18 protein-coding genes and 1 pseudogene are annotated in these 23,727 nt (G+C 69.4%); 4 read left to right on the top strand and 15 right to left on the bottom strand.

The genetic code is table 11. The features are described 5' to 3' along the window. Positions 1–277 precede the first annotated feature (277 nt). Positions 278–1,291, bottom strand: a complete 1,014-nt coding sequence (locus AB0D04_RS09370; protein WP_362701086.1) for a polyprenyl synthetase family protein — start codon at positions 1,289–1,291, stop codon at positions 278–280. 1,687 nt (positions 1,292–2,978) lie between these two features. Here AB0D04_RS09370 and fahA point away from each other — a divergent pair. From fahA to AB0D04_RS09355, 3 genes are all read left to right on the top strand, one after another. Then, a complete protein-coding gene (fahA, locus tag AB0D04_RS09365) occupies positions 2,979–4,262 on the top strand; it encodes a fumarylacetoacetase (RefSeq protein WP_362701083.1) in 1,284 nt (427 codons plus the stop codon). Further along, entirely contained in the window at positions 4,259–4,936 is a 678-nt protein-coding gene (locus tag AB0D04_RS09360; protein ID WP_362701081.1) for a GPP34 family phosphoprotein, read from the top strand. Before fahA ends, AB0D04_RS09360 begins: the two co-directional genes overlap by 4 nt. A gap of 467 nt (positions 4,937–5,403) precedes the next feature. Beyond that, entirely contained in the window at positions 5,404–5,889 is a 486-nt protein-coding gene (locus tag AB0D04_RS09355; protein ID WP_362701079.1) for a hypothetical protein, read from the top strand. Positions 5,890–5,980: 91 nt separating this feature from the next. Here the strand turns inward: AB0D04_RS09355 and nuoN are convergent, their stop codons facing one another. The 14 genes and pseudogenes from nuoN to AB0D04_RS09285 all read right to left on the bottom strand — a co-directional run bounded on the left by nuoN (position 5,981) and on the right by AB0D04_RS09285 (position 22,134). After that, positions 5,981–7,633, bottom strand: coding sequence for an NADH-quinone oxidoreductase subunit NuoN (gene nuoN / locus AB0D04_RS09350; protein ID WP_362701076.1), 1,653 nt, complete (start codon positions 7,631–7,633; stop codon positions 5,981–5,983). Next, the gene (locus AB0D04_RS09345) at positions 7,630–9,312 is read right to left on the bottom strand and encodes an NADH-quinone oxidoreductase subunit M (protein WP_362701073.1); all 1,683 of its coding nucleotides are present in this window, start codon (positions 9,310–9,312) and stop codon (positions 7,630–7,632) included. Before AB0D04_RS09345 ends, nuoN begins: the two co-directional genes overlap by 4 nt. 3 nt (positions 9,313–9,315) lie before the next feature. Further along, complete coding sequence (nuoL, locus tag AB0D04_RS09340; protein ID WP_362701071.1) at positions 9,316–11,199, bottom strand: NADH-quinone oxidoreductase subunit L; 1,884 nt, start codon at positions 11,197–11,199, stop codon at positions 9,316–9,318. A gap of 13 nt (positions 11,200–11,212) precedes the next feature. After that, positions 11,213–11,512, bottom strand: a complete 300-nt coding sequence (nuoK, locus tag AB0D04_RS09335; protein ID WP_030067013.1) for an NADH-quinone oxidoreductase subunit NuoK — start codon at positions 11,510–11,512, stop codon at positions 11,213–11,215. Next, the gene (locus AB0D04_RS09330) at positions 11,509–12,366 is read right to left on the bottom strand and encodes an NADH-quinone oxidoreductase subunit J (protein WP_362701067.1); all 858 of its coding nucleotides are present in this window, start codon (positions 12,364–12,366) and stop codon (positions 11,509–11,511) included. The genes nuoK and AB0D04_RS09330 overlap by 4 nt, the downstream gene beginning before the upstream one ends. Next, positions 12,363–12,959 carry an NADH-quinone oxidoreductase subunit NuoI gene (gene nuoI / locus AB0D04_RS09325; RefSeq protein ID WP_362701065.1) on the bottom strand — a complete coding sequence of 199 codons (597 nt, stop codon included), beginning with the start codon at positions 12,957–12,959 and terminating at the stop codon, positions 12,363–12,365. Before nuoI ends, AB0D04_RS09330 begins: the two co-directional genes overlap by 4 nt. Further along, a complete protein-coding gene (gene nuoH / locus AB0D04_RS09320) occupies positions 12,952–14,340 on the bottom strand; it encodes an NADH-quinone oxidoreductase subunit NuoH (protein ID WP_362701064.1) in 1,389 nt (462 codons plus the stop codon). The genes nuoI and nuoH overlap by 8 nt, the downstream gene beginning before the upstream one ends. Next, positions 14,340–16,841, bottom strand: a complete 2,502-nt coding sequence (locus AB0D04_RS09315) for an NADH-quinone oxidoreductase subunit G (protein ID WP_362701061.1) — start codon at positions 16,839–16,841, stop codon at positions 14,340–14,342. Before AB0D04_RS09315 ends, nuoH begins: the two co-directional genes overlap by 1 nt. Beyond that, positions 16,838–18,211, bottom strand: coding sequence for an NADH-quinone oxidoreductase subunit NuoF (nuoF, locus tag AB0D04_RS09310; protein WP_362701059.1), 1,374 nt, complete (start codon positions 18,209–18,211; stop codon positions 16,838–16,840). Before nuoF ends, AB0D04_RS09315 begins: the two co-directional genes overlap by 4 nt. Continuing rightward, positions 18,211–19,062, bottom strand: coding sequence for an NADH-quinone oxidoreductase subunit NuoE (gene nuoE, locus AB0D04_RS09305; RefSeq protein ID WP_362701173.1), 852 nt, complete (start codon positions 19,060–19,062; stop codon positions 18,211–18,213). Before nuoE ends, nuoF begins: the two co-directional genes overlap by 1 nt. Before the next feature lie 17 nt (positions 19,063–19,079). Further along, entirely contained in the window at positions 19,080–20,456 is a 1,377-nt protein-coding gene (locus AB0D04_RS09300) for an NADH-quinone oxidoreductase subunit D (RefSeq protein WP_362701056.1), read from the bottom strand. Then, positions 20,456–21,304 (bottom strand): annotated as a pseudogene (locus AB0D04_RS09295) (NADH-quinone oxidoreductase subunit C); the annotation flags it as partial. The pseudogene AB0D04_RS09295 and the gene AB0D04_RS09300, both read right to left, overlap by 1 nt. Next, positions 21,211–21,765, bottom strand: a complete 555-nt coding sequence (locus AB0D04_RS09290) for an NADH-quinone oxidoreductase subunit B family protein (protein WP_362701053.1) — start codon at positions 21,763–21,765, stop codon at positions 21,211–21,213. The pseudogene AB0D04_RS09295 and the gene AB0D04_RS09290, both read right to left, overlap by 94 nt. Positions 21,766–21,774: 9 nt before the next feature. Further along, on the bottom strand, positions 21,775–22,134 hold the full coding sequence (locus AB0D04_RS09285; protein WP_362701050.1) for an NADH-quinone oxidoreductase subunit A: 360 nt from the start codon (positions 22,132–22,134) through the stop codon (positions 21,775–21,777). A gap of 770 nt (positions 22,135–22,904) precedes the next feature. Between AB0D04_RS09285 and AB0D04_RS09280 the strand changes: the two genes are divergently transcribed. Then, on the top strand, positions 22,905–23,699 hold the full coding sequence (locus tag AB0D04_RS09280; protein WP_362701047.1) for an NlpC/P60 family protein: 795 nt from the start codon (positions 22,905–22,907) through the stop codon (positions 23,697–23,699). Positions 23,700–23,727 lie beyond the last annotated feature (28 nt).

Below are 23,727 nucleotides of genomic sequence, written 5' to 3'. Positions count from 1 at the left end.
ATTGTGGCCCGTCCGCCGTGTTGTGGTGCTTCCCATCCCACCAAATCGCCGCCGACATGGCGTCAGCCCGCGGGTGCAACTCGTCGTACTGCTGAGGGATGACGCCGGGCCACCACACGGCGGATCACGTACAACGTGAGGCTGATCATTCCCTAGGGGACGGCTACGGATCACGGAGCGTCATACCGAGGGGTGGGTGCCGGCCCGGAACGTCCCCGAACCATCCACGCCGCCCGGACCGCCCTGCCGCCCGCCCGGCCGGGGCCTTTGCCCGGACTCAGCCGGCGCGGTGCACCACCGCGTCGCACAGCCCTTCCAGCGCCTCCTTGGCCGGACAGGACGGCAGCGGCGCCAGCATCTCGCGGGCCTGCTCGGCGTAGCGCACGGTGTCGCGGCGGGCCTGCTCCAGCGCCGGGTGGGCGCGCAGTCCGGCCAGCGCCTCGGCGTGCCGGGCGTCGTCGGTGAGGTCGCCGGCCAGCAGCTCGCACAGCGCGCGGTCCTCGGCCGTACCGGATTCGCTCTCGGCCTGCGCCCGCAGATGCAGTACGGGCAGCGTCGGGATGCCCTCGCGCAGGTCCGTGCCCGGAGTCTTGCCGGACTCATGGGAGTCGCTGGCGATGTCCAGGACGTCGTCCGCCAGCTGGAAGGCGGTGCCCAGCCGCTCGCCGTACTGGGTGAGGATGTTCACCACCGACTCCTCGGCGCCCGACATCATGGCGCCGAAGCGGCATGCGACGGCGACCAGCGAGCCGGTCTTGCCCGCGAGAACGTCCAGGTAGTGGTCGACGGGCTCCTGGCCGTCGCGCGGTCCGGCGGTCTCCAGGATCTGGCCGGTCACCAGGCGTTCGAATGCCTCGGCCTGGATCCGGACCGCCTCGGGCCCGAGGTCGGCCAGGATGTGCGAGGCGCGGGCGAAGAGAAAGTCGCCGGTCAGTACGGCAACGGAGTTGCCCCAGCGGGCATTGGCGCTGGCCACGCCGCGGCGCACATCGGCCTCGTCCATCACGTCGTCGTGATAGAGCGTCGCCAGATGCGTGAGCTCCACGACGACCGCCGAGGGCACCACGCCGGGGGTGTACGGGTCGCCGAACTGCGCGGCCAGCATCACCAGCAGCGGACGGAACCGCTTGCCTCCGGCGCGCACCAGATGCTGCGCGGCCTCGGTGATGAACGGCACGCCGCTCTTGGTGGCCTCCAGCAGGCCCTCCTCGACACCGGCCAACCCGGCCTGGACATCGGCCTCAAGAGCCTGGTCCCGCACGCTCAGCCCAAAAGGCCCGACGACGGTCACGAGGGGTACTCCTGTCTGCTGACGATCAAACGGAATGTCGATCTGTCGCTGTCTCCACCACTGGCCAGCGTATCCGGTCGCAGTTCGATCACCGTGAGCGCCCGCCCCTCGAACCACCCGGCCAGCACACCGACCCATCGGCCGATATGTTCCAGATCCTCCTTTGGTGCGGGTTTGCACCGAGAAGGAAGGGACAGCAGAGGCAGGCGAATTCCCGAAGGCCCCTGGAGCCACAGCCGTGACCGCACAACCGCATACTCGCGAGGACCATAGGTTCTTCGGCCATCCTCGCGGCCTGCTCACCCTCTTCTCCCTGAGGACGTGGGAGCGGATCTCCGGCTGCCGCGCGGCCCTGTGGGGCGCGGCAGCCTCATCGCCTGCGGCCACTACTCCATGGCAGTGCCCGCCGGGGCCATGACCTGGGTCGGCCTGCGGCTGATTCATCGCCCGTACGGGCGCCTGCTCATGCCGAGCGCGTCCCCGATGATCGTCACTCTCGGTAGGACGCTCGGCCCGGTCCGGCACCCAGTGGGACGGCGTGGGCTCGCACCGGTTGTCGCCTCCGTCCGGGTCACGTTGGGCCATCGTCAGCCATCTGCCTCGCACAAGATCGCGTACGGCGTGCTCCTGGGCGCTGTCGTTCCTGGCAATGGTCCCGGCCACCACGGGCGCAGCGGCGACTGGACGACGGCCGCCGGGTGGCCGGCCTTCTCGCGCCGGCGCTCTCAACGGCGCGACAGCCGTCGACGGCGGCCTGGTGGTGCTCGCCGCCGGACCGTGGCTGCGCCGCACCGCGCACCCCGTCCACTCACCCGCGTTCCTCCGACGCGCCCCCGTCCTGCCACTTCCGCGACCCCCTCATGCACATCCGCACCGACTTCCCCCACCAGACCTGCCGCGAGAACGCACGGATCCCCCTGCCGGACGTCACGAGGCTGTACGCCCGGATCTGGCGCCCCTGCGGCACCTAGCCCGCACCCGCCGTGCTCGAATACCTGCCCTACCGCCTCCGGACGGCCTGAAATTCACCGAGGACGCCCTGGGGTCGTACGCATCCGCGGCACGACCCGACCAGCGCTCACACCCGCTCCACCTGATCGGTCCGGGGGCGCCGCCCGGCCATCGGGTGGGGCACACGGATCGCGACCACCTCCGAAATCACCGCGGACGAGGGCGATTTCCGCATCATGAACGAGATCGTGTGCCACGACGGCGAACAGGAGGTCTTCCGGCGGACGTGGCACCGGAGGCTTCCGCGGACGGCGGGATGACCGCAAGGCGGGGCGATTCCTGGAGATGGGCGAACGGTTGGGTGCGGCGGTTCCCATGCATGCCCCCGGCGTGGCTGAGAGACAGTTCCTACAGCTGAAACACCGAGGTGGGCGAGGCGGTTGCTGCAGCGGGTTCAGGAAACAGGCTCAGGGGCCGGCTCTTGAGCCGATTCGCGATCGTTTTGCGGATCGATATGCAGACTGGATTGCGGATCGACTTCCCGATCGACTTGCCCCCGTTCCAGCGGCCGGGCCGGAGGTTATCCACAGGCTCCCCCGCCGCATTGCACCCCGCCGTACTCTGATCTTCGGACCGACCGGCCATGGACCGGGCGGCCCGCCGACCGACCGGCCCGGCCATCCGATGCCAGGCCGGCCGGCCGCCCACCCGGCGATGACGAAGCGAGGAGCTGTCCATGCCCGAGCAGAGCCCGTTCGACCTGGCAGAAGGCGATCCCTTCGGCCCGCACAACCTCCCCTACGGCGTCTTCAGCACGGCCGCCGCGCCCGACCGGCGCCGACTCGGCGTCCGCTACGGCCGTCACGTCCTGGACCTGAGCGCGCTGCCGAGCGCCCTGCCCCCCGTCGTTCGGCCGCCGCATGCCGCGCTGCTCGCCGCGCCGACCCTCAACCCTCTGCTGGCCGCCGGCCGCACCGTCTGGCAAGAGGTACGCGCGGCCGTCCGCACCGCCGTAACGGCCACCGAGCACCGCCCCGCCCTGACGCCGCTCTTCCACCCCCTCGACGAGGTGACCCTGCACCTCCCCTTCGAGGTCGCCGACTACGTCGACTTCTACTCCAGCGAGCACCACGCCACCAACGTCGGCCGGATCTTCCGCCCCGACGGTGCGGCACTGCCCCCCAACTGGAAGCATCTGCCGATCGGTTACCACGGCCGGTCCGGCACCGTTGTCGTCACCGGCACCCCGGTCGTACGCCCCAATGGCCAGCGCAAGGTCCCAACGGACGCCGAACCGACCTTCGGGCCGTCCGGCCGCCTCGACATCGAGGCCGAGGTCGGCTTCATCGTCGGCGCCCCCTCCGCCCACACCGAACCAGTGGGGCTGGGCGCCTTCCGCGACCATGTCTTCGGCGTCTGCCTCGTCAACGACTGGTCCGCGCGCGACATCCAGGCCTGGGAGTATCTGCCGCTCGGCCCCTTCCTCGGCAAGTCCTTCGCGACCTCCGTCTCCGCCTGGATCACTCCGCTCGACGCCTTCGACGAGGCCCGTACGCCACCGCCCGCCCGGGACTTCCCGCTCCTCCCCTATCTCGACGACTCGGCCATGGAGCCGGGCGGCTTCGACATCCGCATCGAGGTGACCGTCAACGGCGAGCACCTCTCCAACCCGCCGTTCTCCGCGATGTACTGGACGGCCGCCCAACAGCTCGCCCATATGACGGTCAACGGCGCCTCGCTGCGCACCGGTGATCTGTTCGCTTCCGGCACCGTGTCGGGGCCAGAGCCCGACCAGCTCGGCTGTCTCCTCGAAATCACGCAGGGCAAGGGCCCCTACCTCCAGGACGGCGACGAGGTCACCCTCGCCGCCTGGGCCCCCGGCCCCGAGGGCACCCGGATCGGCCTGGGCGAGGTCACCGGACGCGTCCTGCCCGCGCCCGAGCTGGGCACGGTCCCGGCTGCGGCGGGGGCAGGCGCGGGCTCCGAGGCGACCACCACGGCACCCCGGGACGGCACATGACAGACCCGCAGGGGACCGGTGCGCCCGCCCTCACCCTCCCCGAAGAACTGCTGTTGCTCGCCCTGGACCCGGTCCGTGGCCGGCCCATGAGCAACCTCAAGTACCTGACGTACGGCCTGGCGGGGGCGGCGCTGGCCGACCTGGAGGCGGCCGGGCGGATCGCCGTCGAGCGCGGGGACCGGGTCGTGGTGATCAATCCGCTGCCGATGGACGATGCGGTGCTGAACGGCGCCCTCACCGCGCTGCCCGACCCGGGCAAGAACCGTGGCAGCAGCGTCAAGGCCCACCGCTGGGTACGCACGGCCGCCCGGCCGGTGCATGGGCTGTGTCTGCGCCGCCTGGAAGAGCGGGGCGCGGTGCACCGAGAGGCCCGGCGCGCCCTGGGCCTCTTCCCGTACGACCGGTTCCCGGCGGGCCCGGTCGACCTGACCGGCCCGGCCCGCGCCCGCTTCCGGTCCGCGATCGACGCCCATCTCCCCGACCACCGCAGCCGCCTCCTGGCCGCCTATGCCTCCGCCACCGACCTGGACACCAAACTCCTGCCCGGCGGCTCCTTCCGCGCCCAACGCCGCGACCTCAAACGCCTCGCCAAGCAGGAGTGGACCGCCCACGCGGCCTACCACGCCGTCCAGATGGACAAGACCGCAGCTTCGAATTCGGGAGGTGGGACGTAGAGGGGAAGGAGGCCGAGAGCGGCCGGTGGTGAGAAATCCGGGGCGCAGAGGTCGCCGTCCGCGGGCCGCGGTGGGAGGGGCCCGGCTGCGAAGACTGCAGTCCGCGGGTGCCACGGCCCGGGTGACAGGGGCGGAGAGGCCGCGGGGCAATGGGTCAGGTCTGAACGTCCAAGGTTGCGGCGGGCGAGAGGTCGGCGGCCGTGGGGCACAGCAGGCGAGGCGGAGGGCATGACGGCGACGTATGCCGGGCCGACGTAGGCGAGGGGCCCACTCGCCAGGCCGATGCGCGCGCAACGGACGTCCGGAGTCTGGCCTGTGCAGGCTGACGACCGAGGCGGAGGGGGGTGGGGGGTGGGGCGGGGGCCGGGGGGGGAAGGCCCCCCCACCACCAGCCCCACGCAGCCGCCCCCGCCCCACCCCCGGCTGCTACCCTCGCCCCTCCCTGTCCCACAACGGAGGAGACGTACGTGCGCAAGGCAGCGCAGATCGCCGGGGCGGCCGCGATTGCCGCGATGTTGCTCAGTGGCTGCGGGAGCAGCGGCGACAAGGGCAGCGACAGCGCGCCGAGCAAGGCGCCGGAGAGTGGGCCGTCGACTCCGGGCGGGGGTGACAAGCCCGCGGACGGCAAGGCGTTCGAGGGGGCCTGGAAGGCCGGATCGGCCGACAGTCCGCTGGTGCTCGGCATCACGCAGGGCACCGTCGTGTTCGCCGAGGGGCACAAGACGGCCTGTGTGGGCAAGATCCAGGAGATGGGCGGGATGACGATGGCCGCCCTGAAGTGCACCAAGGGCGATGACAAGACCCGCACCATGGGCGCCCTCAAGCCCAGCTCGGACGGCAAGACCCTGACGGTCTCCTGGAAGAACGGGCCCACCGAGAAGTACACCAAGTCGACCGATGGCAGCGTGAAGATCCCGGACATGCCGAAGCTGCCGAGCATGCCCAGCAGCTGACCGCTCGCACGGACAACGGCCGCCGCCCGGAACCCGCTTGGGGTTCCGGGCGGCGACCGTGTGGGACCTGCTGTACGGCGCTGCGGTCGCCTCAGCGGATGAAGACCCCCGCCTGACCCGCCAGGTCGAGGAAGTACTGCGGGGCCAGGCCCAACGCCAGCGTGACCACGACGCCGACCGCGATGGCCGTGGTCGTCAGCGGGCTGGGCACCGCGACGGTCGGGCCGTCCGCCTTCGGCTCGCTGAAGAACATCAGCACAATGACGCGGATGTAGAAGAAGGCGGCGATTGCCGAGGAGATGACACCGACCACGACCAGCCAGCCCGCGCCGCTCTCCGCCGCCGCCTTGAAGACCGCGAACTTTCCGGCGAACCCGGAGGTCAGCGGGATGCCCGCGAAGGCCAGCAGGAAGACGGCGAAGACCGCGGCCACCAGAGGGGAACGGCGGCCGAGGCCCGCCCACTTGGACAGATGCGTGGCCTCGCCGCCCGCGTCCCGTACCAGAGTGACGACCGCGAACGCACCGAGCGTCACAAAGGAGTAGGCGCCGAGGTAGAAGAGCACCGAGGAGATGCCGTCCTCGCTGGTGGCGATGACACCGGCGAGGATGAAGCCGGCGTGTGCGATGGAGGAGTAGGCCAGCAGGCGCTTGATGTCCGTCTGCGTGATGGCGACGATGGCGCCGCCCAGCATCGTGATGATCGCTACGCCCCACATCACCGGCTGCCAGTCCCAGCGCATACCGGGCAGGACGACGTACAGCAGGCGCAGCAGGGCGCCGAAGGCCGCGACCTTGGTGGCGGCCGCCATGAAGCCGGTGACCGGGGTGGGGGCGCCTTGGTAGACGTCCGGGGTCCACATGTGGAAGGGGACCGCGCCGACCTTGAACAGCAGGCCCATGAGGACGAGCGCCGCACCGATCAGCAGCAGGGCGTCATTGCCCATCGTGCCGGCCAGCGCCGGGTCGATCTGCTTGGCGCCGTCCGAGACGACCTCAGCGATGCGGGCATAGGTGACCGTGCCCGCGTAGCCGTACAGGAGGGCGATGCCGAACAGGAGGAACGCGGAGGAGAAGGCGCCGAGGAGGAAGTACTTGACCGCGGCTTCCTGGGAGAGGAGGCGCTGGCGGCGGGCCAGGGCGCACAGGATGTAGAGGGGGAGGGAGAAGACCTCGAGGGCGATGAAGAGGGTCAGCAGGTCGTTGGCCGCCGGGAAGACCAGCATGCCGCCGATCGCGAAGAGGGCGATCGGGAAGACCTCGGTGGTGGTGAACCCGGCCTTGACCGCGGCCTGTTCGGCGGGGCCACCGGGGACGGCCGCGGCCTGGGCGGCGAAGGAGTCCACGCGCTTGCCGTGCGCCACGGGGTCCAGCCGGCGCTCGGCGAAGGTGAAGACGGCGATGAGGGACACCAGGAGGATGGTGCCCTGCAGGAACAGCGCGGGACCGTCCACGGCGATCGCGCCCATCGCGGCGATCTGCGCCTTGGACGAGCCGAAGCCACCCGCCGCCAGGCCGATCACCGCGGCGAACGCGGCGGCCAGCGCCACCACGGACAGCACCAGCTGGGCGTAGTAGCGGCTGCGGCGGGGCAGCAGCGCCTCGATCAGGATGCCGATCACCGCGGCACCGAGGACGATCAGTGTCGGCGACAGCTGGGCGTACTCGATATGCGGCGCCGGGATCCGGCCGGGCACATCGGCCGCCACCGTCCACAGGCTGTGGACACTTGCCACGGAACTCACTTCGCGGCCTCCACGTCTTGATCAGGCGCGGCGTGGCCGTGCCGGCCTCCACCGGGCACGGCGTCCACCTGCACCGCGGGCTTGGGGTCCTTCTTGTCCACGACGGACAGGGTGTGGTCCACCGCCGGGTTGACGATGTCGGTGAGCGGCTTGGGATACACCCCGAGGAAGAGCAGCAGTGCGATAAGCGGCGCGACCACCACCAGCTCCCGGACCCGCAGGTCGGGCATGCCGCGCACCTCGGCCTTGACCGGGCCGGTCATCGTCCGCTGGTAGAGGACGAGGACGTAGAGCGCGGCGAGGACGATGCCGATGGTGGCGATGATGCCGATGACCGGATAGCGGCTGAAGGTGCCGACCAGGACCAGGAATTCGCTGATGAACGGGGACAGTCCGGGCAGCGACAGGGTCGCCAGACCACCGACGAGGAAGGTGCCGGCGAGGACCGGGGCGACCTTCTGGACGCCTCCGTAGTCCGCGATCAGGCGCGAGCCGCGGCGGCTGATCAGGAAGCCGGCAACCAGCATCAGCGCGGCGGTCGAGATGCCGTGGTTGACCATGTAGAGCGTCGCGCCGCCCTGGCCCTGGGTCGTCATGGCGAAGATGCCCATGATGATGAACCCGAAGTGGGAGATGGAGGCGTACGCGATCAGGCGCTTGATGTCCCGTTGGCCGACGGCGAGCAGCGCGCCGTAGACGATGCTGATCAGCGCGAGTACGAGGATGACCGGCGTTGCCCAGCTGCTGGCCTCGGGGAAGAGCTGGAGGCAGAAGCGGAGCATCGCGAAGGTGCCGACCTTGTCGACGACCGCGGTGATCAGCACCGCCACCGGGGACGTCGCCTCGCCCATGGCGTTGGGCAGCCAGGTGTGCAGCGGCCACAGCGGGGCCTTCACCGCGAAAGCGAAGAAGAAGCCGAGGAAGAGGAGGCGCTCGGTGCCGGTGGCGAGGTCCAGCTTGCCGGCGGCCCGTGCTTCGACGATCTGCTGGAGTGAGAAGGTGCCGGTGCCGAGCTGGTCGGCGGTGGCGGCGTACAGCCCGATCACCGCGGCGAGCATGATCAGGCCGCCGGCGAGGTTGTAGAGCAGGAACTTCACCGCGGCGTACGACCGCTGGGTCGCCGCCTGCTCCTCGCCCTGCTGATGAGCGCGGTCGCCGAAGCCGCCGATGAGGAAGTACATCGGGATGAGCATGGCTTCGAAGAAGATGTAGAAGAGGAAGACGTCGGTGGCCTCGAAGGAGATGACCACCATGGCTTCCACGGCCAGGATCAGGGCGAAGAAGCCCTGGGTGGGCCGCCAGCGGTGGTTCTGGTCGGCCGCGGCGGAGCCGCTGTCGGACGCGGCTTCCAGCGGGTCGGCGTCGTGCCAGCCCGCCAGGATGACGAACGGGATCAGCAGGGCGGTCAGTGCGATCAGGGCGACCGCGATGCCGTCCACGCCGAGTTCGTAGCGGACGCCGAAGTCCGGGATCCAGGCGTGCGATTCGGCGAGTTGGTACGGGCCCTTGGCGCCCGGCACGAAACGGAACGCGATCGCCAGGGCCAGCGCGAAGGTGACCAGCGAGAACGCCAGCGCCAGCCATTTGGCCGTGGTGCGCTTGGCGGCGGGCACCGCGGCGGTGGCGATCGCACCGATCGCCGGGACCGCGGCAGTCGCCGTCAGCAGGGGAAAGGACATGGCTCAGACACCCCTCATCAGCAGGGTCGCGGCGACGAGAACGGCGGCCCCGCCCAGCATCTGGACCGCGTACGAGCGGACGAAGCCGCTCTGCAACTGGCGCAGCCGGCCGGAGAGTCCGCCCATGGAGGCCGCCGTGCCATTGACCACGCCGTCCACCAGGGAGTGGTCGAGATAGACGAGCGTGCGGGTGAGGTGTTCGCCGCCGCGCACCAGGACGACGTGGTTGAAGTCGTCCTGGAGCAGATCGCGGCGGGCGGCCCGGGTGAGCACCGAGCCGCGTGGGGCCGTGGCCGGTACTGGCCGGCGGCCGTACATCGCCCAGGCGAGGCCGACGCCGATGACCAGGACGACCATGGTCGCAGCGGTCACCGTGGTGGCGCTGAGGGGGGAGTGGCCGTGTTCGAAGGAGGTGACCGGCTCCAGCCACTTCACGAAGGCCTCGTTGAGGCTGAACAGCCCGCCCGCGAAGACCGATCCGATGGCCAGCACGATCATCGGGAGCGTCATGACCTTCGGCGACTCGTGCGGATGGACCTCTTCCGGATCCCAGCGCTTCTCGCCGAAGAACGTCATCAGCATCACCCGGGTCATATAGAACGCGGTGATCGCGGCGCCCAGGAGGGCCGCGCCGCCGAGGATCCAGCCCTCGGTGCCGCCCTTGGCGAACGCCGCCTCAATGATCTTGTCCTTGGAAAAGAAGCCGGACAGTCCGGGGAAGCCGATGATCGCCAGATAGCCGAGGCCGAAGGTGATGAAGGTGACCGGCATGTACTTCCGCAGGCCGCCGTAACGGCGCATGTCCACCTCGTCGTTCATGCCGTGCATCACGGAACCGGCGCCGAGGAAGAGGCCCGCCTTGAAGAAGCCGTGGGTGACCAGATGCATGATCGCGAAGGCGTAGCCGATCGGGCCGAGGCCGGCGGCCATGATCATGTAGCCGATCTGCGACATCGTCGAGCCGGCCAGCGCCTTCTTGATGTCGTCCTTGGCGCAACCGACGATCGCACCGAAGAGGAGGGTGACGGCACCGACCGCGACGACGGCGGTCTGGGCATCCGGCGCGGCGTTGAAGATCGCTCCGGAGCGGGTGATCAGATACACGCCTGCGGTGACCATCGTGGCGGCGTGGATCAGGGCGGAGACCGGGGTCGGGCCCTCCATCGCGTCACCCAGCCAGGACTGCAGTGGCACCTGTGCCGACTTGCCGCAGGCGGCCAGCAGCAGCATCAGCCCGATGGCCGTCAGCTTGCCCTCGCCGGTGTCGCCGGCCGCGGCAAGCACCGGGCCGAACGCAAACGTCCCGAACGTCGTGAACATCAGCATGATCGCGATGGACAGGCCCATGTCGCCGACGCGGTTGACCAGGAACGCCTTCTTGGCGGCGGTGGCCGCGCTGGGCTTGTGCTGCCAGAAGCCGATCAGGAGGTACGAGGCGAGGCCGACGCCCTCCCATCCGACGTACAGCAGAAGGTAGTTGTCGGCGATGACGAGCAGCAGCATCGCCGCGAGGAAGAGATTGAGGTAGCCGAAGAAGCGGCGGCGCCGCTCGTCGTGCTCCATGTAGCCGATCGAGTAGATGTGGATCAGTGATCCGACACCGGTGATCAGCAGGACGAAGGTCACCGACAACTGGTCGAGCTGGAAGGCGACGTCGGCCCGGAAGCCGCCGACCGGGATCCAGCTGAACAGATGCTGATGCAGCGTGCGGTGCTCGGCGTCCTTGCCGAGCAGGTCGGCGAAGAGCACCACCCCGATGGCGAACGAGGCCACCGCGAGCAGCGAGCCGATCAGGTGGCCGGTGCGGTCCAGTCGTTTGCCGCCGCACAGCAGCAGGGCCGCACCGACCAGCGGTACCGCGACAAGCAGCGCGATCAAGTTCTCCACTTTGTGCGACCCCTTACAGCTTCATCAGGCTGGCGTCGTCGACCGAGGCCGTATGACGGGTGCGGAAGATCGACACGATGATCGCCAGGCCGACCACGACCTCGGCCGCAGCGACGACCATCGTGAAGAAGGCGATGATCTGGCCGTCCAGATTCCCGTGCATCCGCGAGAAGGTCACGAAGGCGAGATTGCAGGCGTTGAGCATCAGCTCGATGCACATGAACACCACGATGGCGTTCCGCCTGATCAGCACCCCGGCCCCGCCGATGGTGAACAACAGGGCAGCCAGATAGAGGTAGTAGACCGGGTTCATTTCTTGGCCTCCTCCTTCGGCGCCGCGAGCCCGGACGACGATGCCGGTGGCGCTGCGGACGGCTCGGAGCCGCGCTCCAGCCATTCCTCCGAGCGCTGCTCCAGCGCCTTGAGTTCGGCGAGCGACTCACGGGAAACATCGCGGATCTGGCCGCGGCCGCGCAGCGTCGGGTTGACGGTGAGCTCGGACGGTGTGCCGTCGGGCAGCAGGCCCGGGATGTTCACGGCGTTGTGCCGGGCGTAGACGCCGGGGGCGGGCAGCGGCGGCACCTGCTTGCCTTCCTTGACGCGCGCGATGGACTGCTCGCGCTGGGTCCTGGCGCGCTCCGTACGCTCGCGGTGGGTGAGCACCATCGCGCCGACGGCCGCTGTGATCAGCAGCGCGCCGGTGATTTCGAAGGCGAAGACGTACTTGGTGAAGAGGAGCGCGGCCAGGCCCTGCACATTGCCGCCGGCGTTGGCCTCGCCCAGGCCGTTGAACTCCTTGAGCGAGGCGTTGCCGATGCCGGCGATGAGCAGGATGCCGAATCCGATGCCGAGGCCCGCGGCGAGCCAGCGCTGGCCCTTGAGGGTCTCCTTGAGGGAGTCGGCCGCGGTGACGCCCACCAGCATGACGACGAAGAGGAACAGCATCATGATCGCGCCCGTGTAGACGACGATCTGGACGACGCCGAGGAAGTACGCACCGTTGGCCAGATAGAAGACCGCCAGGACGATCATGGTCCCGGCGAGTGAGAGGGCACTGTGGACGGCGCGCTTCATCAAGATCGTGCACAAGGCGCCGACGACGGCGACGATGCCCAGGATCCAGAACTGCACGGCCTCCCCGGAGGAGGCCGCGGCGGCGAGGCTCATGCCTGCACCCCCTTTTCCTGAGAGGCTTCTTCTTCCTGCGGCTTCTCGCCCTTGGAGGTGGCCACCTGACGGGCGGTCCCGGGCGCGGCCTCGGTCACCAGGCCCTTGTAGTAGTCCTTCTCCGTCATGCCGGGGAAGATCGCATGCGGTGTATCGACCATGGGCTCCTCCAGGCCCGCGAGCAGCTCCTCCTTGGTGTAGATGAGCGATTCGCGGGACCGGTCGGCGAGTTCGTACTCATTGGTCATGGTCAGCGCGCGGGTCGGACAGGCCTCCACGCACAGCCCGCACAGGATGCAGCGCAGGTAGTTGATCTGGTAGACGCGGCCGTACCGCTCACCCGGGGAGTAGCGCTCCTCGTCGGTGTTGTCCGCGCCCTCGACATAGATCGCGTCCGCCGGGCAGGCCCAGGCGCAGAGCTCGCAGCCGATGCACTTCTCCAGGCCGTCCGGATGGCGGTTGAGCTGATGGCGGCCGTGGAAACGCGGGGCCGTCGGCTTCTTCTCCTCCGGGTACTGCTCGGTCAGCCGCTTCTTGAACATGGCCTTGAAGGTCACGCCGAAGCCGGCCACGGGGTTCTGGAACTCAGGCACCGTCGCCCCCCTTTCCGTCGGTCTCATTTCCGTCACTGACAGTGTCCACCCGACCACTGACAATCAGCTCCCGCTCCCCGCGCGGACGCCTCCGCGGCACCGGCGGCAGGCTCTGCCCGGGCAGCGGCGGTACCGGGAATCCACCGGCCATCGGGTCGAACTCCCCGTGTCCGTCCGGCTCTTCCTCCCGTTCGCCGCGCCGGAAGAAGTCCACGACGAGCGAGATCAGCAGCAGGGCGATGGCGCCCCCGGCGACGTAGAGCACGATCTGCTGGAACTGGTAGCCCTCGTTCTTCAGGGCCCGGACGGTGGCCACCAGCATCAGCCAGACCAGCGAGACCGGGATGAGGACCTTCCAGCCGAGCTTCATCAACTGGTCGTAGCGCACGCGCGGGAGCGTGCCGCGCAGCCAGATGAAGAAGAACAGCAGCAGCTGCACCTTGATGGTGAACCAGAGCATCGGCCACCAGCCGTGGTTCGCACCCTCCCAGAAGGCGGTGATGGGGTACGGGGCCCGCCAGCCGCCCAGGAACAGCGTGGTCGCGACCGCCGAGACCGTCACCATGTTCACGTACTCGGCGAGCATGAACATCGCGAACTTGATGGACGAGTACTCGGTGTTGAAGCCGCCGACGAGGTCGCCCTCGGACTCCGGCATGTCGAACGGCGCGCGGTTGGTCTCTCCCACCATCGTCGCGATGTAGATGAGGAAGGACACCGGCAGCAGGAGGATGTACCACTTGTCGTGCTGCGACTCCACGATCGTGGAGGTCGACATCGACCCGGAGTAGAGGAACACCGACGCGAAGGCGGCGCCCATCGCGATCTCGTACGAGATCATCTGGGCGCAGGAGCGGAGGCCGCCGAGCAGCGGGTAGGTCGAGCCGGAGGACCAGCCCGCCAGGACGATGCCGTAGATGCCGACCGAGGCCGTGGCCAGGATGTAGAGGATGCCGATCGGGAGGTCGGTGAGCTGCATCGGGGTGCGGACGCCGAAGATCGAGACCTCGTTGTCGGCGGGCCCGAAGGGGATCACCGCGATCGCCATGAAGGCCGGGATGGCCGCGACGATCGGCGCGAGGATGAAGACCGCCTTGTCGGCCCGTTTGACGACCAGGTCCTCCTTCAGCATCAGCTTGATGCCGTCGGCGAGGGACTGGAGCATGCCCCAGGGGCCGTGGCGGTTGGGGCCGATGCGCAGCTGCATCCATGCGACGACCTTGCGTTCCCAGACGATGGAGAACAGCACGGTCAGCATGAGGAACGCGAAGCAGAAGACCGCCTTGATGACGACCAGCCACCAGGGGTCGTGGCCGAACATCGACAGGTCTTCCTGTGCCAGCGCGGGTCCCACGGCTGTCAGTTGATCGAGCCGCTGCATCAGACCTCCTCCTTGGCGGGCTCCGGCGTACCGGGTACGGCGGAGACCTTCACCAGCTCACCGGGGCGCGCCCCGGTGTCGGCGGCGACGCCACCGCCCACGGAATTCAGCGGCAGCCACACCACCCGGTCGGGCATCGGCGTCACCTGGAGCGGTAGCCGGACCGAGCCGGCCGGTCCGGTGACCGCCAGCAGGTCGCCGTCCTTGACGCCGGTCTCCTGGGCGGTGGCCTGCGAGAGCCGGGCGACCGCGGCGTGCCGGGTGCCGGCCAGTGCGTCGTCGCCCTCCTGGAGCCGCCCCTGGTCCAGGAGGAGCCGGTGCCCGGCCAGTACGGCCTCGCCGGTGTCGGGGCGGGGCAGTGGGCGCCCGGTCTCCACGGGCTCGCCCGCGTACGGGCCGTCCCAGCCGCCGAGCCGGTCCAGCTCACGGCGCACGGAGCGCAGGTCCGGCAGCGCCAGGTGGGCGTCGAGGGCGTCGGCGAGCAGGTGCAGCACCCGGGCGTCCGGCAGCAGATGGCGGCGGGTCATCTGGTCGGGCTTGAGTGCGGCCTCGAACAGCCGCGCCCGGCCCTCCCAGTTGAGGAACGTTCCGGCTTTCTCGACGACGGCCGCGACCGGGAGGACCACGTCCGCCCGGTCGGTGACCTGCGAGGGCCGCAGCTCCAGACTGACCAGGAAGCCGACCTCGTCCAGGGCGGTCAGCGCGCGGGCCGGGTCGGGCAGGTCGGCGACCTCGACGCCCGCCACCAGGAGCGCACTGAGCTCACCGGTTGCCGCGGCCTCGATGATCTGTCCGGTGTCGCGGCCGTGGCGGTGCGGGAGCTCGGCCACGCCCCAGGTGGCGGCGACCTCGTCGCGGGCCCGGGGGTCGGTGGCGGGGCGGCCACCGGGCAGCAGCCCCGGCAGCGCGCCCGCCTCGACGGCGCCGCGTTCGCCGGCCCGCCGCGGGATCCACACCAGTTGGGCGCCGGTGGCCGAGGCGGCGCGGACCGCGGCGGTCAGGGCGCCGGGCACCGCGGCCAGCCGCTCGCCGACGATGATCAGCGCGCCGTCCTGCCGCAGCGCCTCGGCGGCGGTGCGGCCCTCGCCCTCCAGGCCGACGCCGCCCGCGAGTGCGTCGAGCCATTCGGTTTCGGTGCCGTGCGCGGCCGGGAGCAGCGTGCCGCCCGCCTTGATCAGACCGCGCGAGGCGTGGGTGGCCAGCCCGTAGGTGCGCTGGCCGCTCTTGCGGTGCGCCTTGCGCAGCCGCAGGAAGACGCCGGGGGCCTCCTCCTCCGCCTCGATGCCGGCCAGGAGGACGGCCGGGGCCTTCTCCAGGGCGGTGTACGTGATGCCGTTGCCGTCCAGGTCGCGGCCGCGGCCGGCGACCCTGGCCGCCAGGAAGTCGGCCTCCTCGGCGCTGTGTACCCGCGCCCGGAAGTCGATGTCGTTGGTGTCCAGCGCGATCCGGGCGAACTTGGCGTAGGCGTAGGCGTCCTCGACGGTCAGCCGGCCGCCGGTCAGCACGCCGGTGCGCCCCTTGGCGGCCGCCAGTCCGCGGGCCGCGGCCTCCAGCGCCTCGGGCCAGCTCGCCGGCTCCAGCTCGCCGGTCTCCCCGTTGCGTACGAGGGGCTGCTCCAGCCGGTCCCTCTGCTGCGCGTAGCGGAACGCGAACCGCCCCTTGTCGCAGATCCACTCCTCGTTGACCTCGGGGTCGTTGGCGGCCAGCCGCCGCAGGACCTTGCCGCGCCGGTGGTCCGTACGGGTCGCGCAGCCGCCCGCGCAGTGTTCGCACACCGACGGCGAGGAGACCAGGTCGAAGGGGCGGGAGCGGAAGCGGTACGCGGCGGAGGTGAGCGCGCCGACCGGGCAGATCTGGATGGTGTTGCCGGAGAAGTACGACTCGAAGGGGTCGCCCTCGCCGGTGCCGACCTGCTGGAGGGCGCCGCGCTCGACCAGCTCGATCATCGGGTCGCCGGCGATCTGGTTGCTGAAGCGGGTGCAGCGCGCGCAGAGCACGCACCGTTCGCGGTCCAGCAGCACCTGGGTGGAGATCGGCACCGGCTTCTCGAACGTGCGCTTCTTGCCCTCGAAGCGGCTGTCCGGGTCGCCGACCTGCATCGCCTGGTTCTGCAGCGGGCACTCGCCGCCCTTGTCGCAGACCGGGCAGTCCAGCGGGTGGTTGATCAGCAGCAGCTCCATCACCCCGCGCTGGGCCTTCTCGGCCACCGGGGAGGTGAGCTGCGACTTGACGACCATGCCGTCGGTGCAGGTGATGGTGCAGGAGGCCATCGGCTTGCGCTGGCCCTCGACCTCGACGATGCACTGGCGGCAGGCGCCGGCCGGGTCCAGCAGCGGATGGTCGCAGAAGCGCGGGATCTCGATGCCGAGGAGTTCGGCGGCACGGATGACCAGCGTCCCCTTGGGGACGGAGATCTCGATGCCGTCGATCGTCAGGGTGACGAGGTCCTCCGGCGGGATCGCCGCGGATCCGTTGTTCGACCCCGTGGTCGTGACGGTCATGCATTCACCCCCAGGTGAGCGTCGTTGTCGGCCCACAGGGTCGACTTGGCGGGGTCGAAGGGGCAGCCCTTGCCGGTGATGTGCTGCTCGTACTCGTCGCGGAAGTACTTGAGCGAGGAGAAGATCGGCGAGGCGGCGCCGTCGCCGAGGGCGCAGAAGGACTTGCCGTTGATGTTGTCGGCGATGTCGTTGATCTTGTCGAGGTCGTCCATCCGGCCCTTGCCGGCCTCGATGTCGCGCAGCAACTGCACCAGCCAGTAGGTGCCTTCGCGGCAGGGCGTGCACTTGCCGCAGGACTCGTGTGCGTAGAACTCGGTCCAGCGGGTGACGGCCCGTACGACGCAGGTGGTCTCGTCGAAGCACTGGAGCGCCTTGGTTCCGAGCATCGAGCCGGCGGCGCCGACGCCCTCGTAGTCGAGGGGTACGTCCAGATGCTCATCGGTGAACATCGGCGTGGACGACCCGCCCGGCGTCCAGAACTTCAGCCGGTGGCCGGGGCGCATGCCGCCGCTCATGTCCAGCAGCTGGCGCAGGGTGATGCCCAACGGGGCTTCGTACTGGCCGGGGTTGGCGACATGGCCGCTGAGCGAGTAGAGCGTGAAGCCCGGGGACTTCTCGCTGCCCATCGACCTGAACCAGTCTTTTCCTTTGTTCAGGATCGCGGGAACCGACGCGATGGATTCGACGTTGTTCACGACAGTGGGGCAGGCGTAGAGGCCCGCCACCGCCGGGAAAGGAGGACGCAGCCGGGGCTGTCCGCGACGGCCTTCCAACGAATCCAGCAGCGCGGTTTCCTCACCGCAGATGTACGCGCCGGCGCCCGCGTGCACGATCACGTCCAGGTCGAGTCCCGACCCGAGGATGTCCTTTCCGAGGAAGCCCGCCGCATACGCCTCGCGCACGGCCTCGTGCAGCCGGCGCAGTACGGGCACCACCTCACCGCGCAGATAGATGAAGGCGTGGTGCGACCGGATCGCATGACAGGCGATCACGATCCCCTCGATGAGGGAATGCGGGTTCGCGAAGAGGAGCGGGATGTCCTTGCAGGTCCCGGGCTCCGATTCGTCGGCGTTGACAACCAGATAGTGCGGTTTGCCGTCGCCCTGCGGGATGAACTGCCACTTCATGCCGGTCGGGAAGCCGGCGCCGCCGCGGCCGCGGAGTCCGGAGTCCTTGACGTAGGCGATGACGTCGTCGGGCGGCATGGCGAGGGCCTTGCGCATGCCCTCGTAGCCCTGGTGCCGGCGGTAGGTCTCCAGCGTCCAGGATTCCGGTTCGTCCCAGAAGGCGGACAGGACGGGCTCGAGGATCTTCTCGGGGTCGCTGCCGGCCTCGGGCCGGGTGCCCCCGTACTCGGCTGCCACGGTCATCACTCCCCCTCCTCTGCGGTCGGACCGGCCGGGTGGGCCGGGTCGGAGTCCGAGGTCTGCTGCGGTGCGTCGTGCGAGCTCGGGTGCCCCGCGGGAGCCGGTTCGTCGGAGTGGCGGCCGGGGGGTTCGTCCGTGGGGCCGGCTGCGGGCGTGCGGGGGGCGATGACGTGGTCCGTGCCGCGGCCCGGGGCCACCTCGCCCTTGGCCAGGCGGAGGCCGACCAGCGAGGCGGGGCCGGCGCCGCCGGTGGCCTCGACGGCGCCCGGCCGTTCGTCGGGGAAGCCGGCCAGGATCCGGGACGTCTCCTTGTACGTGCACAGGGGGGCGCCGCGGGTGGGTTCGACGGTCCGGCCGGCCCGCAGGTCGTCGACCAGGCGCTTGGCGGTCTCGGGCGTCTGGTTGTCGAAGAACTCCCAGTTGACCATCACGACGGGGGCGAAGTCGCAGGCGGCGTTGCACTCGATGTGTTCGAGGGTGACGGCGCCGTCCTCGGTGGTCCCGCCGTTCTCGACGCCGAGGTGCTGCTTCAGCTCGTCGAAGATGGCGTCGCCGCCCATCACCGCGCACAGGGTGTTGGTGCAGACCCCGACCTGGTACTCGCCGCTGGGCCCGCGGCGGTACATCGAGTAGAAGGTCGACACCGCCGTGACCTCGGCTGTGGTCAGGTCGAGCAGCTCGGCGCAGAAGCGGATGCCGGTGCGGGTGACATGCCCTTCCTCGGCCTGCACGAGGTGCAGCAGCGGCAGCAGCGCGGAGCGCGAGCCGGGGTAGCGGGCGATCACCTCCTTGGCGTCCGCCTCGAGCCGGGCCCGTACTTCGGCCGGGTAGTCGGGGGCGGGGAGTTGGGGCATGCCCAGCTGGACGTCGTTCACCGGTCGACGCCTCCCATCACGGGGTCGATGGACGCGACGGCGACGATGACGTCGGCCACCTGGCCGCCTTCACACATCGCCGCCATGGCCTGCAGGTTGGTGAAGGACGGGTCGCGGAAGTGCACGCGGTAGGGGCGGGTGCCGCCGTCGCTGACCGCGTGGACGCCCAGCTCGCCCTTGGGGGACTCCACGGCGGAGTAGGCCTGTCCGGGCGGGACCCGGAAACCCTCCGTCACCAGCTTGAAGTGGTGGATCAGGGCCTCCATCGAGGTGCCCATGATCTTCTTGATGTGGTCCAGGGAGTTGCCGAGGCCGTCCGGCCCCAGGGCCAGCTGTGCCGGCCAGGCGATCTTCTTGTCCTCGACCATGACCGGTCCCGGCTCGAGCCGGTCCAGGCACTGCTCGACGATCCGCAGCGACTGGCGCATCTCCTCCAGCCGGATCAGGAACCGGCCGTAGGAGTCGCAGGTGTCCGCGGTCGGCACCTCGAAGTCGTAGGTCTCGTATCCACAGTACGGCTGGGATTTCCGCAGGTCGTGCGGCAGTCCGGCGGAGCGCACGATGGGTCCGGTGGCGCCGGTGGCCAGGCAGCCGGCCAGGTCGAGATAGCCGATGCCCTCCATCCGGCCCTTGAAGACCGGGTTGCCGGTGGCGAGCTTGTCGTACTCGGGGATGTTCTTGCGCATCTTCTTGACGAAGGCGCGCACCTGGTCGACGGCGCCCGGGGGCAGGTCCTGGGCGAGGCCGCCGGGGCGGATATAGGCGTGGTTCATCCGCAGGCCGGTGATCAGCTCGTAGATGTCGAGGATGAGTTCCCGGTCGCGGAAGCCGTAGATCATGATCGTGGTGGCGCCCAGCTCCATCCCGCCCGTGGCAATGGCCACCAGGTGGGAGGACATCCGGTTGAGCTCCATCAGCAGCACGCGGATGACCGTGGCCCGGTCGGGGATCTGGTCGGTGATGCCCAGCAGCTTCTCGACGGCCAGGCAGTAGGCGGTCTCGTTGAAGAAGGGGGTGAGGTAGTCCATCCGCGTGACGAAAGTGGTGCCCTGCGTCCAGGTCCGGTATTCGAGGTTCTTCTCGATGCCGGTGTGCAGATAGCCGATGCCGCAGCGGGCCTCGGTGACGGTCTCACCGTCGATCTCCAGGATCAGCCGGAGCACGCCGTGCGTGGAGGGGTGCTGCGGCCCCATGTTGACGATGATCCGCTCGTCGTCGGACTTGGCGGCACGCGCCGCGACCTCGTCCCAGTCGCCGCCGGTGACGGTGTAGACCGTGCCTTCCGTCGTCTCGCGAGCGACAGACGGGGGCGGCCCGGAGGGCCTCGTTGAGGGGCGGTGGTCGGGTGACGGGTGGGCAGGAGGAGTGGTCATCAGCTGTACGACCTCCGCTGGTCCGGAGCCGGGATCTGGGCGCCCTTGTACTCGACGGGGATGCCGCCGAGCGGGTAGTCCTTGCGCTGCGGGAAGCCCTGCCAGTCGTCGGGCATCATGATCCGCGTCAGCGCCGGGTGACCGTCGAAGACGAGCCCGAAGAAGTCGTAGGTCTCGCGCTCGTGCCAGTCGTTGGTCGGATAGATGCCGACGATCGAGGGCACATGCGGGTCGGCGTCGGGGGCGGAGACCTCCAGCCGGATGAGCCGGTTGTGGGTGATGGAGCGCAGGTGGTAGACGGCGTGCAGCTCGCGCCCCTTGTCTCCGGGGAAGTGCACCCCGCTCACGCCCGTACAGAGCTCGAAGCGCAGCGCCGGGTCGTCGCGCAGGGTCTTGGCGACGGTCGGCAGGTATTCCCGCTCGATGTGGAAGGTCAGCTCGCCGCGGTCGACGACGGTCTTGGAGACGACGTTCTCGGGGACGAGGCCCTGTTCGTCGAGGGCGCCCTCCAGCTCGTCGGCGATCTCGTCGAACTCTCCGTACCCCTCACCACCGCCCGGTCCTCCGTACGGCCGCGGGGTCGCCCCGGGCAGTCGTACGGTCCGCACCAGGCCGCCGTAACCGGAGGTGTCGCCGCCATTGTTGGCGCCGAACATGCCGCGGCGGGTGCCGATCACCTCGCCGGTGTCGTCACGCTGGACCGGGACGCTGCCGTTGTGGTTTCCCTGGTCGCTCTCGGGGTTCTTGGGATCACTCACTGCAGCAGCCCCTTCATTTCGATGAGGGGGAGCGCCTTGAGGGCCGCTTCCTCCGCCTCGCGGGCCGCCTGCTCCTGGTTGACCCCGAGCTTGGTGTCCTGGATCTTCCGGTGCAGCTTGAGGATGGCGTCCATCAGCATTTCGGGGCGCGGCGGGCAGCCCGGCAAATAGATGTCAACGGGAACAATGTGGTCAACGCCCTGCACAATCGCGTAGTTGTTGAACATGCCGCCCGATGAGGCGCACACGCCCATGGAGATCACCCATTTCGGGTTCGGCATCTGGTCGTAGACCTGCCGCAGAACGGGCGCCATTTTCTGGCTCACCCGGCCGGCCACGATCATCAGATCCGCCTGCCGCGGGGAGCCGCGGAAGACCTCCATGCCGAAGCGGGCGAGGTCGTAGCGCCCGGCCCCGGTCGTCATCATTTCGATGGCGCAGCAGGCCAGCCCGAAGGTCGCGGGGAAGACCGAGGATTTGCGCACCCAGCCCGCGGCCTGTTCGACAGTGGTCAGCAAAAAGCCGCTCGGCAGCTTCTCTTCAAGTCCCATGGGTGACCCCTAGTCCCATTCCAGGCCGCCACGACGCCAGACATAGGCGTAGGCGACGAAGACGGTGAGCGCGAAGAGGAGCATCTCGACGAGCCCGAAGAGCCCGAGGGCGTCAAAGGTGACGGCCCAGGGGTAGAGGAAGACGATCTCGATGTCGAAGATGATGAAGAGCATCGCCGTCAGGTAGTACTTGATCGGAAAGCGACCGCCGCCGGACGGCTGCGGGGTCGGCTCGATTCCGCATTCGTACGCCTCAAGCTTCGCCCGGTTGTAGCGCCTGGGTCCGACGAGCGTGGCCATCACGACAGAGAAGATCGCAAAGCCTGCCCCTAGGGCTCCCAGTACGAGGATGGGCGCATAAGCGTTCACCGTCCTCGCTCCCTTCAGTCGACGATGACTGGATGGCGGTCCGCTCGGGCCCACTGGCTGCCCCGTAGAGATCGTGCATATGTGAGGCAGTTCACAAGCCCGAACGCCTGCATCTTATGCCCGCTGGTCTGTGATCTGCGACACGGGGTACGACAACGAGTTTGTGATCTTCACCACCTGACGAAGGATCATGAAGCCGGGCGGACGATGATCTTCGTACGGGAAGCGCGCAAGCGATCACCAACGGTGATATCTGGCGGGGTTACCGCTGGTCAGGGCGGTGCTGCCCTATCAAGCCATGCCTCGTGCAAGCAAATTGGCGCTGGGCGATGTCAACTGCTATATGCGCCGTACCCCGTTGAGTGATCCGACCGTGACGCGGTCGTGATCATCGGTACGTGCCCGCATTCACGAGCGGGCGGGCGGGTGGCCGGCCGCGGCGTCGGCCGCGCGACCCGGCAGACGACCCCCGCCGTCAGATCACGGGAACATAACGGACACTCAAGAGTGACCTATCCCACGCACTTTCACGCGATAAGTCCTTGACGGCCGGGAAGCCTTGGCGTGGCGGGCGCAGAGGTGGTAAGCCCCTCCCGACGCCGCATCAGGCTGCAAATGCCATGCGTAGGAACATGATCGCGGAATCCGGACATCACACTTCCGGCGCCGCGCGCGACCGAAAGATCCCTTTTATTCGCCGCGTACACGTCAAGTGTGGCGCACCACACCTTTGTTGGCAGCAACCTACGGCGCCTGATAGCCGTGGTGCCATGTCCCCGAACGCACTCATACCCAGCCACCGGAAGCCCCGCCGTTCCGCGTCCTCGCGGGCACTGCGTGCGGGCGTGACCGGTGGCTTCCTCACCCTCGCGGTGGCCGGCGCGACCGTGCCGGCCAACGCCGCGGAAAAGCCCGTCTCCGAAACGCAGGAGATGCCCACCATCACGACGGCGCTCGCGACCAGCGCCGCCAAGAGCGCAGACACCGCTCAGCAGGTCGCGTTCGACTACGAGCGCCAGGCTCTCCAGGAGCGCGCGCTCGACCGGGCCGCCGAGGCCGCAAAGAAGCACAAGGCCGCCGCCGTGAAGAAGGCCAAGGCCGAGGCCGAGGCCAAGAAGAAGGCCGCCGCGGCCCGTAAGGCCAAGGAAGAGGCCCAGGCCCGCGCCTCCCGCTCCGACGAGCGCACCACCCTGTCCGCTCCGTCCGCCACCGGCAGCACCGCCGCCCTGGTCTCCTTCCTCAAGGCGCAGCTCGGCAAGGCGTACGTCCTCGGCGCCACCGGCTCCTCGTCGTACGACTGCTCCGGCCTGACCCAGGCCGCGTTCCGCCAGATCGGTATCGACCTGCCGCGCGTCTCGCAGGACCAGTCCACCACCGGCACCCAGGTGGGCCTGGACAACCTCCAGGTCGGCGACATCCTCTACTGGGGCAGCGCGGGCAGCGCCTACCACGTCGGCGTCTACGTCGGTGACGGCAACTTCATCGGCGCCCAGAACTCGAGCACCGGCATCGTCGAGCGCCCGCTCAGCTACGACATGCCGACCGGTGCGGTGCGCGTCCTCTGAGACCCTGCTCCCCCGGTTCCGTGAAGGG

The organism is Streptomyces sp. NPDC048483, assembly GCF_040651455.1.
GTDB lineage: Bacteria > Actinomycetota > Actinomycetes > Streptomycetales > Streptomycetaceae > Streptomyces.
This window is presented reverse-complemented; position numbering and strand designations above follow the sequence as displayed.